Source organism: Acinetobacter sp. 16, assembly GCF_033439925.1.
Taxonomy (GTDB): Bacteria; Pseudomonadota; Gammaproteobacteria; order Pseudomonadales; family Moraxellaceae; genus Acinetobacter; species Acinetobacter junii.
In genome coordinates, this window is sequence record NZ_CP137746.1 from 1,728,916 (window position 1) to 1,745,274 (window position 16,359).

The following is a 16,359-nucleotide window of genomic DNA, read 5'->3' on the forward strand; positions in this document are numbered from 1 at the left end:
GTATGAATGCACTATTTATGATTGTTGCAGCGATTTTGTTGCTTGGTCCATTAATTGCGATTCATGAATTTGGTCATTATTGGGTGGCACGTAAACTCGGCGTAAAAGTTCTAGTATATTCAATTGGTTTTGGTCCTACTTTATTAAAATGGCAGTCTAAAAAATCAGGTATTCAATATCAATTGTCAGCATTACCACTTGGTGGCTACGTAAAAATGCTAGATGAACGAGAGGGAAATGTTGCCTCTGAAGATTTGCCTTATGCTTTTAATCGTCAGTCTCCTTGGAAGCGTATAGCCATTGTTGCAGCAGGTCCTTTAATCAATTTGATCTTTGCTATTTTCCTTTTTTGGATTCTATTTTTACCTGCTCAAGAACAGCTTAACACGCGTATTGGTAAAATTATGCCGAACACACCAGCTGCTCAAGTTGATTTAAAAGTTGGTGATAAAGTCATAGAGGTGGATGGGCAAACAACACCAACATGGGAAAAATTAAACTATACGCTTGTTGACAGAGTTGGCGAAACTGGACAAGTTTCAGTTGTTGTTGATCGAAATGGTACTGAAAAGCAATTTAGTTTACCGATTAAAGATTTTTTAAAGGATCAGAGCCAATCACCATTAGATGTTTTAGGCTTTCTTCCATACCGTCCAGTGATTCCTGCAACTGTTAAAGAGCTAAGTGAAGATGGTGCAGCGATTCGTCAAGGCATGAAAGTTGGTGATCGTATAGTTTCGATCAATGGTGTCGCCATGAAAGATTGGTTCGATGTTGTTGATGTAGTGCAAAAATCTCCTGAAAAATTACTCAATATTGCTGTTGATCGTAAAGGGCAAATTGTTAACTTACAGGTTATGCCTCAAGGTCAGCGCGATAATATGGGGAATGTATCGGGCGTGCTTGGTGTGAAAAGTGATGTGAGTAAGATCACTATCCCGAATGAATACAAGCAAACAATCCAATATTCACCACTAGAAGCTTTAGGTGTTGCAGTTGATAAAACTGTTCAGCTCTCTAACATGATTTTTAACTCAATTGTTAAAATGGTACGTGGTTTAATTGGTTTGGATAATTTATCTGGTCCAATTACGATTGCAAAAGTTGCGGGTCAGAGTGCTGAAATGGGATGGCAAACATTTATATCCTTTATGGCATTGATGAGTGTAAGTTTGGGTATTTTAAATCTATTGCCTATTCCTATGCTCGATGGTGGTCATTTAGTTTATTACTTTATCGAAGCAATTCGTGGTAAACCTGTTTCTGAACAAATACAGATATTTGGTCTAAAAGTTGGTATGGTACTGCTCGGTAGCATGATGCTTTTGGCTTTATTTAACGACTTCATGCGCTTATAAGCGCAAATGGAATTTAACTTACTGGAAAATATATGGGCATGCGTCACACACATTTATTAATGCCTTTGGCACTGGTTAGTGCGATGGCAGCGGTACAACAAGTATACGCAGCAGATGAGTTTCTTGCACAAGATATACGAATTGATGGCCTTGTGCGTTTAACACCTGCGAGTATCTATTCGATGTTACCAGTAAATAGTGGCGACAGAGTCAGCGATCCAATGATTGCCGAATCGATTCGTACTCTTTATGCTTCGGGTCTTTTTGATGATATTAAGGCATTTAAAGAAAATAATGTCCTTGTTTTCAAAGTGATTGAACGCCCTGTAATTTCAAAATTGGAATTTAAAGGCAATAAACTTATTCCGAAAGAAGCCTTGGAACAAGGTTTGAAAAAGATGGGAATTGCTGAGGGCGAAGTTTTCAAAAAATCTGCTTTGCAAATTATTGAAACAGAACTTGAGCAGCAATATACACAACAAGGTCGTTATGATGCTGATGTAACGGTAGAAACTGTTGCTCGACCGAATAACCGCGTTGAATTAAAATTGAATTTCAACGAAGGTACTCCAGCAAAAGTTTTTGATATCAATATTATTGGTAATACGGTATTTAGTGACAGTGATATTAAACAGGCTTTCGCTGTTAAAGAAAGTGGTTGGGCATCTGTCGTTACACGTAATGACCGTTATGCACGTGAGAAAATGGCTGCGAGTTTAGAGGCTTTGCGTGCATTATATCTAAACAAAGGTTATATCAACTTTAATATTATTAACTCGCAATTGAATATCAGTGAAGATAAAAAGAATATCTTTATTGAAGTATCAGTTGATGAGGGTAGCCAGTTTAAATTCGGCGAAACAAAATTCCTAGGCGATGCTTTATATAAGCCAGAAGAATTACAGGCATTAAAACTTTATAAAGATGGTGAAACTTATTCACAAGAAAAAGTGAATGCTGTAAAACAATTATTGCTTCGCAAGTATGGTAATGCTGGTTATTACTACGCTGAAGTAAACGTAGTTCCTGAGATTAATAATCAGACTGGTATTGTTAATTTAAATTACTATATCAATCCAGGTCAGCAAGTTACAGTTCGTCGTATCAATTTTACTGGTAATAGTAAAACAGCTGATGAAGTTTTACGTCGTGAAATGCGCCAAATGGAAGGTGCGTTGGCGAGTAACGAGAAAATTGATCTCTCTAAAGTTCGTTTAGAACGTACAGGTTTCTTCAAAACTGTAGATGTCAAACCAGTTCGTGTTCCAAATTCTCCTGACCAAGTTGATTTAAATGTGAATGTTGAAGAACAACATTCAGGTACAACAACTCTTGCTGTGGGTTATTCTCAGAATGGTGGTATTACATTCCAAGCGGGTCTGAGCCAAACTAACTTTATGGGTACAGGAAATCGAGTATCTGTTGATTTATCTCGTTCTCAAACTCAAGATTACTACAACCTTAGCGTAACTGACCCATACTTTACAATTGATGGTGTAAGCCGTGGTTACAATGTTTACTATCGTAAAACCAAGTTAAATGAAGATTATAACGTTAATAACTATGTAACTGACAGTTATGGCGGTAGTTTAAGCTTTGGTTATCCTATCGATGAAAATCAAAGTCTAAGTGCTTCTTTGGGTATTGATAAGACCAAAGTGAGAACGGGTCCAAGTGTTTCAACTTATATTCGTGACTATTTATTAGCGAATGGTGGTAAAGCTACGGGCAAGTCTACTTGGTGTCCTAGTGGCGAGTTTGAAGAAGATGCAGATGGTAATGTTGAAATTGATCCTATAACTGGCTTACCAAAATGTAAGGGTGGTTATGAAGACTACGAAAGTGCATTTGAAGGCGAATTCTTAACCTATATGCTTAATTTGGGTTGGTCTTATAATACATTAAACCGTCCGATTTTCCCAACTTCGGGTATGTCACATCGAGTTGGTTTAGAAGTTGGTTTACCAGGCAGTGATGTTGAATACCAAAAAGTGACTTATGATGCGCAAGCATTTATGCCATTAGGTAATAATTTTGTACTACGTGGCTATGGTAAGTTGGGCTATGGTAATGACTTGCCGTTCTACAAAAACTTCTATGCAGGTGGTTATGGCTCTGTACGTGGTTATGAAAACAGTACTTTAGGTCCAAAATATCCGAGTGTCATTTTCCAAGAAACAGGAAAAAATGACCCGAATCCAGAAGAAGTTGGTGGTAACGCCTTAGTACAATTTGGTACTGAGCTTGCGATACCTTTGCCATTCAAAGGTGATTGGACTCGTCAAGTAAGACCTGTAGTGTTTGCTGAAGGTGCACAAGTCTTCGATACACAATGTGATGTGCCTAAAGGCGATCTTTTAGTTGATGGTAATAGTGTTGATATCAAACAATATTGTAAAGATAACTATAAGTTTGATTTTGGCAACATGCGTTACAGTGTTGGTGTTGGTTTTACTTGGATTACGATCATCGGTCCTTTATCTCTAAGCTATGCATATCCGCTTAATGATAAGAAAGGCGATGATACAAAATCTATTCAATTTGAAATCGGTCGTACTTTCTAAGTACGACTTTTCCCTAAAAATATAGAAAAGGAAGTAAGAAATAATGAAAAAATTATCAATATTGATGGTTGCTTTAGGTTTAACGGTTACAGCAAATGCCGGTGGTATTGCGGTTGTAGACTTAGCTAAAGTTGTTGAAAGTAGTACATATCTAAAGCAGCAAAATGCTAGTTTAGGTCAATCGGTAAAACCTACTTCGACTAAACTAGAGCAGTTAGGTAAGGAAATTGAAGGTCTTCAACAGAAAGCTCAATCAGCGAATCAAGCTGATTTACAAAAACTTTCTGCTCAATACCAAGCCAAAGTTAATGAGTTCAATACAACTCAACAAAGTTTACAAACTAAAGTACAGTCATCTCTACAAACGATGAATACAACTTTTGAAAATCGTGTAAAGCAAGCTGCTGAACAATTGAGAAAAGAGAATAACTTAGACTTTATTTTAAATAAAAATTCTACGATTGCCTCTGACGCTCAGTATGATTTAACTGATAAAATGATCCAAAAGGTCAATGCAATGAAATAATCAATGAATAGACGTAGTTATCGTTTAGAAGAGATTGCTCACCTTGTACAAGGTGAGTATATCGGTCAAAAAGATTTTCAGATTCATAATTTAGCAAGTTTAGAACACGCACAGAATTATCACATTTGCTTTGTAAATGGTGAAAAATACTTAGCACAAGCTCAGGCTAGTCAGGCGGGAGCATACATTGTCACTGAAGCATTAAAAGAACAATTAAGCTCAAAACACAACTTTATCGTTGTTTCAAATCCTTATTTAGCTTTCGCTATGCTCACACATGTATTTGATAAAAAGAATGTGCAAAGAGGAATCGAAAGTACTGCTCAAATTCATCCTTCTGCGATCATTGCTGATGATGCCTATATTGGTCATTATGTTGTGATTGGAGAAAATTGTGTTGTCGGAAGTAATACCGTTATTCAATCCCAAGTCCATCTAGATGATGATGTGGAAATAGGAAAGGATTGCTTCATTGACTCTCATGTGACCATCACTGGTGAAGCTAAACTCAAAGATCGTGTACGCATTCATGCTAATACGACGATTGGTTCAGAGGGATTTGGTTTTGCACCATATCAAGGTAAATGGCATCGTATCGCTCAATTAGGTTCGGTTTTAATCGGTAATGATGTTCGAATCGGTTCAAATTGTTGTATTGATCGTGGCGCATTAGATAATACTATTCTCGATGATGGTGTCATTATTGATAATCTTGTGCAAATCGCCCATAACGTACAAATTGGTCAAAACACAGCGATAGCTGCGAATTGTGCAATTGCAGGAAGTGTGAGAATTGGCAAAAACTGTATCATAGGTGGTGGAAGTGCGGTTGCGGGACATTTAAATATTGCGGATAATGTGACGTTGACTGGAATGTCAATGGTCACAAAAAATATTTCTGAAGCTGGAACGTTTTCTTCTGGAATTGGTCTTTTTGAAAATAACCATTGGAAAAGAACGGTTGTACGCCTAAGACAATTAGCAGATGTGCCATTGACCCAAATCACTAAAAGGCTTGATCATATGCAAGCTCAATTAGAGTCCCTTGAATCAACCCTTAAGTTACGTAAATAATTTATTATGACTGAGTCAACATCTCCAGCATTTACTATGCCTGAATTACCGATGGATATTCTTACAATTCGTGAATATTTACCTCATCGTTACCCATTTTTATTAGTTGATCGAGTTACGGAAGTTACTGAGAATAGTATCGTTGGTTATAAGAACGTATCTATTAATGAAGAGTTTCTGCAAGGGCATTTCCCGACATATCCAATTATGCCTGGTGTTTTGATCATTGAGGCTCTTGCTCAAGTGTCTGGAATTTTAGGTTTTGTCTTAACCAATCAGAAGCCAAAAGCAGGTTCATTGTTCCTTTTTGCAGGTGCGGAGAAAATAAGATTTAAGAAACAAGTTGTCGCGGGTGATCAGCTTATCTTAAAATCAGAGCTAGTTATGCAAAAACGTGGCATTTACAAGTACAATTGTAGTGCCAGTGTTGACGGTAAGATTGCCGCGACGGCTGAGATTATTATTTCCCATCAGAAAATTGAGCAGACATGAGTAGTCAAAATTTAATTCATCCAACCGCAATTATTGACGCATCTGCAGAAATTGCATCTGATGTACAAATTGGACCGTATTGTATTATTGGTCCAAATGTAACTATTGATGCAGGCACAAAATTACGTTCGCATGTTGTGGTCGGGGGATTTACTAAAATTGGAAAAAATAATGATATTTTCCAATTTTCGAGTATCGGGGAAATTTGCCAAGATTTGAAATATCAAGGCGAAGAGACATGGTTAGAGATAGGCGATCACAATGCTATTCGTGAACATTGTACCTTACACAGAGGTACTGTTCAGGATCAAAGTTTTACCAAAATTGGTAGCCACAATTTATTAATGGTAAATACCCATATTGCCCACGATTGTGTTATTGGTAATCATAATATTTTTGCTAATAATGTTGGCGTAGCGGGTCACGTACATGTAGGTGATCATGTGATCGTAGGTGGAAATGCTGGTATTCATCAGTTCTGCCGAATCGATTCGTATAGCATGATTGGTGGTGCGGCGCTTATTCTTAAAGATGTGCCTGCTTATGTGATGGCTTCAGGTAATCCTGCACATGCATACGGAATGAATATTGAAGGTATGCGTCGTAAAGGATGGTCAAGAAATACGATACAAGGTTTAAGAGAAGCGTATAAGTTGATCTATAAATCAGGTTTGACGACTGAACAAGCGATTGCGCAAATTCGAGATGAAATTCTTGAAAATACGCCTGAAGCACAACTCTTTATTGATTCATTAGAAAAATCAACTCGCGGCATTGTTCGTTGATTTATATCTGATTGAATTCGAAAAAGACACTTAGGTGTCTTTTTTGTTTTTTATATCTTAACTTTCTACAAATTGTTGGCGATACGGTTTAGGTGATAATTCATATGTACGTTTAAAAGCTTGGCTAAATGCTGTTTCAGACGTGTATCCCACCAAATTGGCAATTTGTTGAATAGAGTAGTTACTTTTACGTAAATACTTGCTTGCGAGTCTCATACGGTGTTGCTGTAGATAAGCAAGGGGTGATTCTCCAATCACCTCATGAAACAGGCTTGCAAACTTTGAGCGAGACATACAGCATTGTTCTGCAAGGCTCTCAACAGTCCATGCTAATTCAGGTTGATTATGAATTGATGCTAAAGCATAGCTCAGTTCTGGATGATTAAGCGCACTCAGCCAGCCATGTTTAGTTGAAATATTTTGAATATGGTCTCTAATACATTTGATCAGTAAAATACTTACAAGATGATCGATAATGATATCTCGACCTGCTTGAATATTTTGTGTTTCAAGGGCTAGAAAATGCAAACCGATTTGTAGCCATTCAGGCGCAGTTGTTTCGCCATGTTGTACATGAATGACTTCTGGCAAGGCTTGCATGAACGGACGAGCCATGATGGTATCCATTTCACAACGGACGGTTAGAATCAGATTTTTTTCTACTGATTCTGTACCAAACTCGATAGCTTCATTTTTATGTCCATCAAACAAATTAGAAATATCTAAAGCATTAACTAACTTTCTGACCGCATTATTAGCTCCAGTATGTTGCTTTCCAGAGGTTATAATGACAATTTCACCTGCGTTCGCAGTTAAACTATTTTGTGAATTTAATTGAATATAAACAGATCCAACCAAAACGATGTGGACGATAAGAGCAGGTTGCTCATGACATAAAAATGACCATTCTCCTTGTGTTTTCAAGTAGATATATTCGGTACGATTGAGATGTATATCATCAAAAATTTTACTTAAAGCATCCATAAGAACAATAATTTTATATTTCAGTTAGATTATAGGAAGTAGGGTTAATAATTCAATATGTGTTTAAGGGACAAAAACAGGGTGGATTATGCCAAAGACGCTGACATAGGTTTTTTGGACGTTTGCTACTGTCATGTCAATCATTTTCAATCAAAATATGTATATATACAAAGACATGGATATGATTATGAATGCGCCAGTAAATGTAGAGCAGCCACTTGCGCCTCTAGTAAAATCAAAGTTAGAGTTGGATCGTAAACGTTATTTATGGGCAATTAGTCCTGCATTACCAGTGATTGGTATTGGGATATTAGGTGGTTACCAACTTGCACCACGTCCACTAAAAAAGATCTTTGCCTTAGGTGGTCCTATCTTACTTCATATTGTGATTCCTGCAATTGATACTATCGTAGGGAAAGATGCAAATAACCCAACATCAGAGCAAGTGAAGTTACTAGAACAAGATCCATACTATGCGCGTCTTGTTAAAACTTTCATTCCTTTACAGTATGCTGCAAACATTTATGCGTGTTATTTAACTAGTCGTAAAGATACTTCTTTCCTAGATAAAATTTTACTTGGTATCTCAATGGGTGCGATCAACGGTATTGCAATCAATACTGCGCATGAGCTTAGCCATAAGCATGATCGTCTTGATCATATTTTATCGCACTTAGCGCTTGTACCAACTGGCTATAACCATTTCCGCGTTGAACATCCTTATGGTCACCATAAACGTGCTGCTACACCAGAAGATCCAGCATCTTCTCAAATGGGCGAAACGTTCTATGAGTTTTGGCCACGTACAGTTTTCGGTTCTTTGAAATCTGCGATTGAGATCGAAACGACTCGTCTAAAACGTAAAGGCAAAGAGTTCTGGTCATTAGACAATGAGTTGCTTCAAGGTTGGGGAATGAGCGCAGCTTTCCATGGTTCTATGGTTGGTATATTCGGCAAAGGCGTGATTCCTTATTTAGCGACTCAAGCATTCTACGGAATTAGTTTGTTTGAAGTGATTAACTATATCGAACACTATGGTTTGAAACGTCAAAAAGATGCAAATGGTAAGTATCAACGTACTATGCCAGAGCATAGCTGGAACAACAATAATATCGTAACGAACTTATTCTTGTATCAATTACAGCGTCATTCAGACCATCACGCGTATCCAACACGTCCATTCCAAGCATTGCGTCATTTCGACGAAGCGCCAGAATTGCCAAGTGGTTATGCAAGTATGCTATTACCAGCACTCATTCCACCTCTATGGTTTAAAATGATGGATAAACGAGTTGTTGAACACTACAAAGGTGATTTAAACAAAGCGAACATTTATCCTAAACGTCGTGCGAAAATCTTCAAGAAGTTTGGTGTCGTTGATCAATCGCTTGAGCAAGCATCTTTAGAGACTGTAACTACGGAATAAGCTGAAAAGCTGCTCCCAAAGCAGAAGCACCAATCAGAGATGATTGGTGCTTTTTTTATTTTCTTGTATTAAAACCATTAAAAACAAAGACTTTATATTTTTTTTGCTGTATATCTATTTAGATATTTAACTTTAAGAAGAATTTCTGACTATTTAAGAGGCAAACATGACAAAACATTATGATTTTATTGCTATAGGTGGTGGGAGTGGTGGTATTGCATCAGTCAATCGAGCGGCAATGTATGGAATGAAATGTGCTTTGATTGAAAAGTCTGAAATTGGTGGAACATGCGTAAATGTCGGTTGTGTACCCAAGAAAGTAATGTGGTATGCAGCACATATCGCTGAATCAATCCATAAATATGCTGAAGATTATGGATTTAATGCCCAAATAGAATCTTTTAATTGGCAAGCTTTAGTTAAAAACAGACAAGCCTATATAGATCGAATTCATCAGTCATATGAAAATAGCCTAAGTAAAAATAATGTGGATTTGATACAAGGTGCTGCCCAATTTGTAAATCAAAATACAATTGAAGTGAATGGTGAAATTTTCACTGCTGATCATATATTGATTGCAACAGGTACACAGCCATCATTGCCTAAGATTGAAGGTGTTGAATATGGAATTGATTCCAATGGCTTTTTTGAACTGAGTGCTTTACCAAAAACAACAGCAGTTATTGGTTCTGGATATATTGCTGTTGAGCTTGCAGGGGTATTAAATGCATTAGGTTCACAAGTTGGATTGTTCATTAGAAAAGATTTGCCTGTCAGAAGATTTGATCAGTTCTTAAGTGAAACTTTGGTTGAGGTAATGCAAGCTGATGGCGTGAAAATTCATACACAAGCTATCCCTCAAAAAGTGACTAAAAATATTGATGGTTCAGTTAATTTACATCTCGAAAATGGTGAGGTGCATAAAGTCGATTGCCTAATTTGGGCGACTGGACGCGAGCCACATACAGCAAATCTAAATTTAGATAAAGCAAATGTTCAGTTGAACGATCGTGGTTATATTGAAGTTGATAAATTCCAAAATACAACTCAGAAAGGGATTTATGCTGTTGGTGATATTACTGGGAAAATGGAACTCACACCTGTTGCTGTTGCTGCAGGTCGGAGACTATCTGAACGATTATTTAACAATAAACCAAATGAATATCTAGATTATGTAAATATCCCAACAGTGGTGTTTAGCCATCCACCGATAGGAACTGTTGGTATTACAGAACAAGAAGCGATTGAGCAGTACGGAGAGCAGTCAGTAAAAGTTTATAATTCTTCTTTTACCGCTATGTATAGTGCAATTACACAGCATCGCCAGCCAACCAAAATGAAATTGGTTTGTGTTGGTGAAGAGGAAAAAATTGTGGGTATCCATGGTATAGGTTTTGGCATGGATGAAATACTACAAGGTTTTGCAGTCGCTTTGAAAATGGGGGCAACAAAAAGAGATTTTGATAATACCGTTGCAATTCATCCGACTTCTGCGGAAGAGTTTGTGACGATGAGATAAACGAGAATTATATTTCAAAAAAGGACGTTAATTTAACGTCCTTTTTATTAGTTTTCGAATTAAGCCAAATTATTTCAATTCGCTCGATGATTTACCCAATTCTCGACGTGCGATGATCAATTGCTGAATCTGTTGAGTACCTTCAAAAATATCTAGAATTTTTGAGTCACGTGCCCATTTTTCCAGTAATTCATCTTCACTATAACCTACACTTGCAGCAAGTTCTACACATTTAAGCGTGATTTCATTACCAACACGACCAGCTTTAGCTTTGGCAATAGAAGCTTCTTTTGAGTTTGGTTTTTTGTTGTCTGCCATCCATGTGGATTTAACCATAAGCAGGCGAGCAGCTTCCCATTCAGCTTCCATCCGATAGATCTGCGCAGCTAAGTTTGAGGTTTGTAAATAAGGTGTTTTATAGTCTGGATCAAGCTGATCTTTGAAGATTTCTTTGATACGTTCGAGTGATGCTTTGGCACAACCAATCGCCATTGCTGCAACGAGAGGGCGTGTATTATCAAAGGTTTCCATAACTCCAGCAAAACCTTTTGCGACATCTATCTCAGGATTACCTAATAGATTGGCAGCAGGAACACGACAGTCAATGAAACTAATGACAGCAGTATCAGATGCTTTAATTCCTAGTTTGTGCTCCAAACGCTCAACTTTCATTCCTGGAGTACCTTTGGGTACAACAAAGGATTTGATAGCGGCACGACCAAGCTTTTTATCAAGTGTTGCCCAAACTACAACTGAATCGGCACGATCACCTGAAGTAACAAAGATTTTTTCACCATTTAAGATGTATTCATCACCATCTTGAGTTGCAGTTGTACGAATAGCAGCTGAATCCGAACCGCAACCCGGTTCAGTAATTGCCATGGCTGCCCAAGTTCCTTTAAAACGTTCAAGTTGCTCGTCATTTGCTACTGCCGCTATAGCAGAGTTACCCAAGCCTTGGCGAGGCATACTTAATAATAAACCCGTATCGCCATAGCACATTTCGATAATACCGAGTGCAGTCGACATATTATTGCCGTTTTTGTTACCTGACTCAGTTTCTCCACGTTTGCCAACAGCAGCACCTGCATTTATTCCTTCACCACCTTCATTCATGCCATCAATTAATGATGCCAACATATCCAATTCTTTTGGATAGGCATGTTCGGCTTTGTCATATTTTCTTGAAATTGGGCGCAGTACATTCAAAGCAACTTCATGTGCCTGATCAACCATCATTTTGAATTTTTTAGGATTTTGTAAATTCATTGTAATATCCTCGAATGATCAATTAAGCATGTAAGCCAGAATGTAAGATTGCGGTAGCACGCAAATCACGATACCAACGTTCAACAGGGTGTTCTTTGGTAAAACCATGACCACCTAGGATCTGTACACCATCCGTACCGATTTTCATGGATTTTTCAGCGCACAAAAGTCTTGCAAGGTAAGCTTCACGATGAAATGGTTGACCCGCTTCAGCTAAACTCGCTGCATTAAGTACCAACATGCGCATAGCATCAATTTCAATAGCCATATCAGCAATCATGAAAGCAACACTTTGGCGGTGAGAAATAGGCTCACCGAAAGCTGTACGTTCATTTGCATATTTGATGCAGTATGCTTTTATCGCCTCGCATGTACCTACAGCCATCGCACACCACATCAAGTTACCAAGATCTACAAATGCTGTGTAATCGAAATCAGCATCACATAAGCGTAAAGCTGGAGTTCGATTGAACTGTAAGATAGCAGTTTCAGCAGCTTTTAGACCCATCGCTGGATTTGATTTGATGGCAATGCTTTCATCACATTGCACGACAAAAATATCAGGTTGACCGTTATATTCTGCACTGACAAGGAAGACATCAGCAGTATCACCTAAAACGACTAAAGTCTTTTCACCTGTGATATAGAACTGACCATTTTGTTCAGTGGCTTTCGTTTTTAATTGGTATGGATTAAATGCAGGGGTCGCTTCTTGAAATGCAAATGTCGCTGTAATATCTGTGTCTTCAGCAAAGCAAGACAAATACATACTTTGTACTTGTGTTGATCCCCAACGAGTGATGGCATTGATCACGCTGAATGTGCTTAATAATCCAGCTGTAAGACTGAAATCACCTTTAGCTAGGTTTTCAGCAATTAGGATATTACTGACAATATTTTGTTCTGCGGCAACACCACCTAAAGCCTCAGGTAATGCATAGTAGTTCAAGCCTAAATCAACCAAATGCTGCCAAAGTTCTTCTGGGAATTGTGCATGGTGATCTGCATCATGCGCTAAATTGTAAAGCACTTCCTGAGCAAATTGTGACATCGCATCTGATGTCATTTGTTGCTCTTCAGTCAATCCTAAATCAAATAGAGTTTTATTAACTTGATTTGGTAAACGTTGTTTGTCAATTGATTGCGGCTTAAAAGCTTTCTGAGTTTTTGTTAGAACTTTAAAACCAGTTTTTGAACCTTGGTATAGAGACTTTTCTACAAACTTTCTTAATTTGAGTTGATCGAGCACTTCGCTTCCTGCGATTTTAGTGATCAATGATAGCCCGAGACCTTGAGCCTTATTCATCATATTTGACATGATTTTATCCTAGAGGATGATTGTGAATTTATGCTCGCATGCTAAAGCTAAAAAAACTATGTCTTCTTTGACGTGTCAATATTAGAAGGATAAAGGGTTAATTAAGTGAATAAAGATAAATAAGTTTATGTTTTTAAATAATTTAAAAAAATTAAAAAAAATTATAGCAAAAAAAAATTGACCAAACTGACAGAGCAGATTGGTCAATATGACTGAATTAATTTAGTTTATGCAAATTGACGAATCATTTTGCGAACATTTGTCTTAGCCTCGATCACTGTCATGAAGGTATAAGCACCAATGAACTTACGGCTAATAAACATAAATTCTTTAGGAGGGACTGAGAAATAACGAGAAGCCATAGACTGAGCAGCTTGCTGCATTACGCGACTATGTAGTTGGCTTTTTTTCCAATCATAACGATCTTGTTCATCCATCACACCAGCAGGCATATCAGGATTATTGCTTGGGTTACTAAAAGCTTCGGTCGCAATTAAAAACACATCCGCCATACCTGGTTTTACACTTTCAGGCATCGAATCAAAAAATTCATAACCTGTCATCGCTTTAACCATAGCAGTTTTGTCATGATCATATCCTGCATGGATAAGATTACGTGCGACAGAAAGTAGATTGTCATCAAATTGGCGAATTGCACCAAAGTCGAGCAATACAATCTTATCCTTTACATCATCACCATTGCCTAAGCGGACAAGGTAATTACCAAAATTAGGATCAGTTTGCATCTCACCCCATTCGAACAGCTCACGTACTGCAATTTCTAGTGAAGCTTCACCAAGTTGATTACGGCGCTCTTGAGGTAAAGAAAGCATAACAGGGCTGTTGATAGGTACTCCACGCTCAAATGTCATACACAGAACTTTGTCAGCACAGAACTCATCAACAATTTGTGGAACAATATAACGCGGGTCATCTTTCAAGCGTTCTGCGAAACGTCGAGTTGTCGCTGCCTCAATGTCATAATTCACTTCACGGTGCATCATTTCACGAACTTCATCAAACCACTGGTCGAACTCACGTGTTTGAGGAACCATTCGTGTGAGTTTCAGCATGTTTTTGAAAAGATTCATGTCAGAATCAATCGCTTCTGCAACACCAGGGTATTGAATCTTCAATACAACTTCTAAACCATCAGATTTACGAATTGCACGGTGAACTTGTGCCAATGATGCAGTACCGATTGGCTCATGATCAATCGTTAGATCATTGAGTTTCGAACCTAGTTGCTCATGTAAGTGCGCTTTGATTGCAGGCCATGCTAAAGCAACAGTTTGATTATTCAGCGTATTGAGTGCTTGAGTGATTTCTTCTGGTAAGAAATGTTCACCATATAAAGCCATCATTTGTCCAATTTTAACAATTGAACCTTTTAATTTTCCAATTTCAGAGACCAAATAATGGGCTTGATCAGCCATCGCTTTTTTACGTTTTTTCTCTTTTTCTCCCTCACTAGAAAACATAGAGGTAGCACTTGCAGTTGCCCAACGAGTTCCAGCAAGTAAAGAAGCTTTTGCAATAGATAAGCGACGATCCACAGACGAGGTTTTTAGATTCTTGAGCTTATCGTTCTGATCTGACATGAAAGAAAAATCCTATGCTGAAATCGGAGGGGGAGGAAAGCCGAGAGTTAAATTGTAGTAGATATTACAGCGTTTGAACGTATTAAAATAGTTCAATCGCTTGAATTATCAGTCTAAATTTGTGATTTAAGTCAACAATATCTAAATAGCCTAAGCAAATTGGAGATCGCTTAAGTCAGCTATTTATACATATGTACTAAATTTTAAACTGAATTTTAAGGGCTGATTTACGCATTAGAGCTGCTCGGTTTGTATGTATATGCTTAATCAACATACGTTTGACAATACTATGATGAAAACCTAAAGCATGAGCTTTCACGATAATAATACTGGGTAATGTGAAGAAAAAGTACTTGGTGTCGTCTAAAGTCGCATTCTCGAAAATACCTTCTTCAACCAAAGTATCACGGAGAAATTGCTTTTCAGCTTGAACGGTAGAAGAAGATTCATCATCCCAGTAGCTTTGACGCATCGCCATCAGATTATTATGTTTATAACTCATGAAGTTTTTGCGCCTTTCACAATTGCATTCAGTCTTTATATAAGGTTTGAAAAATAATTATCAAGAACACTATTCAAAATAGCCTAAGCAAATTGAAAATATTTTTTTTAAAATGCTACACTTATCAAACTTAAGTATCATCGAAATAACCCAGATATCAAATGACACCAGCTTGTAAGTTATTGGAAAAAAATAAAATAGCATTCTCTATTCATGAATATGAACATGATGCTAACGCGAAGAGTTTTGGTTTAGAAGCTGCTGAAAAACTCAATTTACGTGTAGAAGAAGTCTTCAAAACATTAATGGTCACAGATGAAAAAAACTATTTTATTGCGATCTTACCTGTAAACCATCAACTCAATTTAAAAAAAGTTGCAGCAGCGGTGGGATGTAAGAAATTACAAATGGCAAATCCTAAAGATGCTGAACGTTTGACTGGTTATTTAGTTGGTGGAATTAGTCCATTAGGGCAGAAGAAACGTCTAAAAACCGTCATTGATGCGACGGCTCAGACATTTAATAAAATATATGTCAGTGGTGGGAAAAGAGGGCTGGATATTGGTTTAGATCCTAATGATCTAGCAAAGTTATTAAATGCAACTTTCTCTGATCTATTGGATAGTTAGGGACTTTATCTGACATCTATTGCTTATGCTTTAATGTTTCAATCTACTAAAACAATAAAATTTCAGATTTTCATTAGAATATATAATAATGAGAATTATTATCTTTTGTATCAATAATCATCTATTTTTTTATTTAATCTATATTAATCAATGCTTTGTGCTGTTAATTTCAAGGGAAGTATTATAATTGCTATTATAAATGATAATTATTATCATTACTTTAATCTTATATGCAGTCGTTGCTGTATTTGAGAAGTGTTTTGAGCTCAAACATTCGAAAAAAAACTAACTCTCTCTTTATAGAGGATACCG

14 protein-coding genes are annotated in these 16,359 nt (G+C 37.3%); 9 read left to right on the forward strand and 5 right to left on the reverse strand.

Annotated features, from left to right (window positions below):
• Window positions 1-2: 2 nt before the first annotated feature.
• The 6 genes from rseP to lpxA are packed head-to-tail and all read left to right on the forward strand — an operon-like array spanning window position 3 to window position 6,799.
• On the forward strand, window positions 3-1,358 hold the full coding sequence (gene rseP / locus R2H34_RS08510; protein WP_126131958.1) for an RIP metalloprotease RseP: 1,356 nt from the start codon (window positions 3-5) through the stop codon (window positions 1,356-1,358).
• Window positions 1,359-1,390: 32 nt separating this feature from the next.
• Window positions 1,391-3,922, forward strand: a complete 2,532-nt coding sequence (gene bamA / locus R2H34_RS08515; protein WP_318342231.1) for an outer membrane protein assembly factor BamA — start codon at window positions 1,391-1,393, stop codon at window positions 3,920-3,922.
• A 43-nt stretch (window positions 3,923-3,965) separates the two neighbouring features.
• The gene (locus tag R2H34_RS08520; protein WP_004961701.1) at window positions 3,966-4,448 is read left to right on the forward strand and encodes an OmpH family outer membrane protein; all 483 of its coding nucleotides are present in this window, start codon (window positions 3,966-3,968) and stop codon (window positions 4,446-4,448) included.
• Between the two features lie 3 nt (window positions 4,449-4,451).
• Window positions 4,452-5,522, forward strand: coding sequence for a UDP-3-O-(3-hydroxymyristoyl)glucosamine N-acyltransferase (lpxD, locus tag R2H34_RS08525; RefSeq protein WP_042890727.1), 1,071 nt, complete (start codon window positions 4,452-4,454; stop codon window positions 5,520-5,522).
• A 6-nt stretch (window positions 5,523-5,528) separates the two neighbouring features.
• On the forward strand, window positions 5,529-6,014 hold the full coding sequence (gene fabZ, locus R2H34_RS08530; protein ID WP_004915652.1) for a 3-hydroxyacyl-ACP dehydratase FabZ: 486 nt from the start codon (window positions 5,529-5,531) through the stop codon (window positions 6,012-6,014).
• Window positions 6,011-6,799, forward strand: coding sequence for an acyl-ACP--UDP-N-acetylglucosamine O-acyltransferase (gene lpxA / locus R2H34_RS08535; protein WP_042890730.1), 789 nt, complete (start codon window positions 6,011-6,013; stop codon window positions 6,797-6,799). The genes fabZ and lpxA overlap by 4 nt, the downstream gene beginning before the upstream one ends.
• Before the next feature lie 57 nt (window positions 6,800-6,856).
• On the opposite strand, the gene R2H34_RS08540 is transcribed toward lpxA, so the two are convergent.
• A complete protein-coding gene (locus R2H34_RS08540; RefSeq protein ID WP_318342232.1) occupies window positions 6,857-7,783 on the reverse strand; it encodes an AraC family transcriptional regulator in 927 nt (308 codons plus the stop codon).
• 187 nt (window positions 7,784-7,970) lie between these two features.
• Here R2H34_RS08540 and R2H34_RS08545 point away from each other — a divergent pair, with 187 nt between their 5' ends.
• Both R2H34_RS08545 and gorA read left to right on the forward strand, forming a co-directional pair.
• Window positions 7,971-9,209 (forward strand): alkane 1-monooxygenase, encoded by a 1,239-nt coding sequence (locus tag R2H34_RS08545; RefSeq protein ID WP_087539290.1) that lies wholly within the window; start codon window positions 7,971-7,973, stop codon window positions 9,207-9,209.
• 166 nt (window positions 9,210-9,375) lie between these two features.
• Window positions 9,376-10,728, forward strand: a complete 1,353-nt coding sequence (gene gorA / locus R2H34_RS08550) for a glutathione-disulfide reductase (RefSeq protein ID WP_318342233.1) — start codon at window positions 9,376-9,378, stop codon at window positions 10,726-10,728.
• Between the two features lie 69 nt (window positions 10,729-10,797).
• Here gorA and R2H34_RS08555 read toward each other — a convergent pair whose 3' ends face one another.
• The 4 genes from R2H34_RS08555 to R2H34_RS08570 form a co-directional block, all read right to left on the reverse strand.
• Window positions 10,798-11,997: an acyl-CoA dehydrogenase family protein gene (locus R2H34_RS08555; protein ID WP_039047903.1), complete on the reverse strand. Its 1,200-nt coding sequence runs from the start codon at window positions 11,995-11,997 to the stop codon at window positions 10,798-10,800.
• Window positions 11,998-12,019: 22 nt separating this feature from the next.
• Window positions 12,020-13,306, reverse strand: coding sequence for an acyl-CoA dehydrogenase family protein (locus tag R2H34_RS08560; protein WP_318342562.1), 1,287 nt, complete (start codon window positions 13,304-13,306; stop codon window positions 12,020-12,022).
• 236 nt (window positions 13,307-13,542) lie between these two features.
• Complete coding sequence (locus tag R2H34_RS08565) at window positions 13,543-14,916, reverse strand: ABC1 kinase family protein (RefSeq protein WP_151730832.1); 1,374 nt, start codon at window positions 14,914-14,916, stop codon at window positions 13,543-13,545.
• Window positions 14,917-15,112: 196 nt separating this feature from the next.
• Window positions 15,113-15,418 carry a hypothetical protein gene (locus tag R2H34_RS08570; protein WP_004915688.1) on the reverse strand — a complete coding sequence of 102 codons (306 nt, stop codon included), beginning with the start codon at window positions 15,416-15,418 and terminating at the stop codon, window positions 15,113-15,115.
• Window positions 15,419-15,579: 161 nt separating this feature from the next.
• Here R2H34_RS08570 and ybaK point away from each other — a divergent pair, with 161 nt between their 5' ends.
• On the forward strand, window positions 15,580-16,047 hold the full coding sequence (gene ybaK, locus R2H34_RS08575) for a Cys-tRNA(Pro) deacylase (RefSeq protein ID WP_004954520.1): 468 nt from the start codon (window positions 15,580-15,582) through the stop codon (window positions 16,045-16,047).
• Window positions 16,048-16,359 lie beyond the last annotated feature (312 nt).

Coding starts and splice junctions, on each gene's coding strand:
- R2H34_RS08555 (WP_039047903.1), bottom strand. CDS start 11,997: ATGAATTTACAAAATCCTAAAAAATTCAAAATGATGGTTGATCAGGCA.
- R2H34_RS08570 (WP_004915688.1), bottom strand. CDS start 15,418: ATGAGTTATAAACATAATAATCTGATGGCGATGCGTCAAAGCTACTGG.
- bamA (WP_318342231.1), top strand. CDS start 1,391: ATGGGCATGCGTCACACACATTTATTAATGCCTTTGGCACTGGTTAGT.
- R2H34_RS08520 (WP_004961701.1), top strand. CDS start 3,966: ATGAAAAAATTATCAATATTGATGGTTGCTTTAGGTTTAACGGTTACA.
- lpxD (WP_042890727.1), top strand. CDS start 4,452: ATGAATAGACGTAGTTATCGTTTAGAAGAGATTGCTCACCTTGTACAA.
- fabZ (WP_004915652.1), top strand. CDS start 5,529: ATGACTGAGTCAACATCTCCAGCATTTACTATGCCTGAATTACCGATG.
- ybaK (WP_004954520.1), top strand. CDS start 15,580: ATGACACCAGCTTGTAAGTTATTGGAAAAAAATAAAATAGCATTCTCT.
- R2H34_RS08540 (WP_318342232.1), bottom strand. CDS start 7,783: ATGGATGCTTTAAGTAAAATTTTTGATGATATACATCTCAATCGTACC.
- rseP (WP_126131958.1), top strand. CDS start 3: ATGAATGCACTATTTATGATTGTTGCAGCGATTTTGTTGCTTGGTCCA.
- gorA (WP_318342233.1), top strand. CDS start 9,376: ATGACAAAACATTATGATTTTATTGCTATAGGTGGTGGGAGTGGTGGT.
- R2H34_RS08545 (WP_087539290.1), top strand. CDS start 7,971: ATGAATGCGCCAGTAAATGTAGAGCAGCCACTTGCGCCTCTAGTAAAA.
- R2H34_RS08560 (WP_318342562.1), bottom strand. CDS start 13,306: ATGATGAATAAGGCTCAAGGTCTCGGGCTATCATTGATCACTAAAATC.
- R2H34_RS08565 (WP_151730832.1), bottom strand. CDS start 14,916: ATGTCAGATCAGAACGATAAGCTCAAGAATCTAAAAACCTCGTCTGTG.
- lpxA (WP_042890730.1), top strand. CDS start 6,011: ATGAGTAGTCAAAATTTAATTCATCCAACCGCAATTATTGACGCATCT.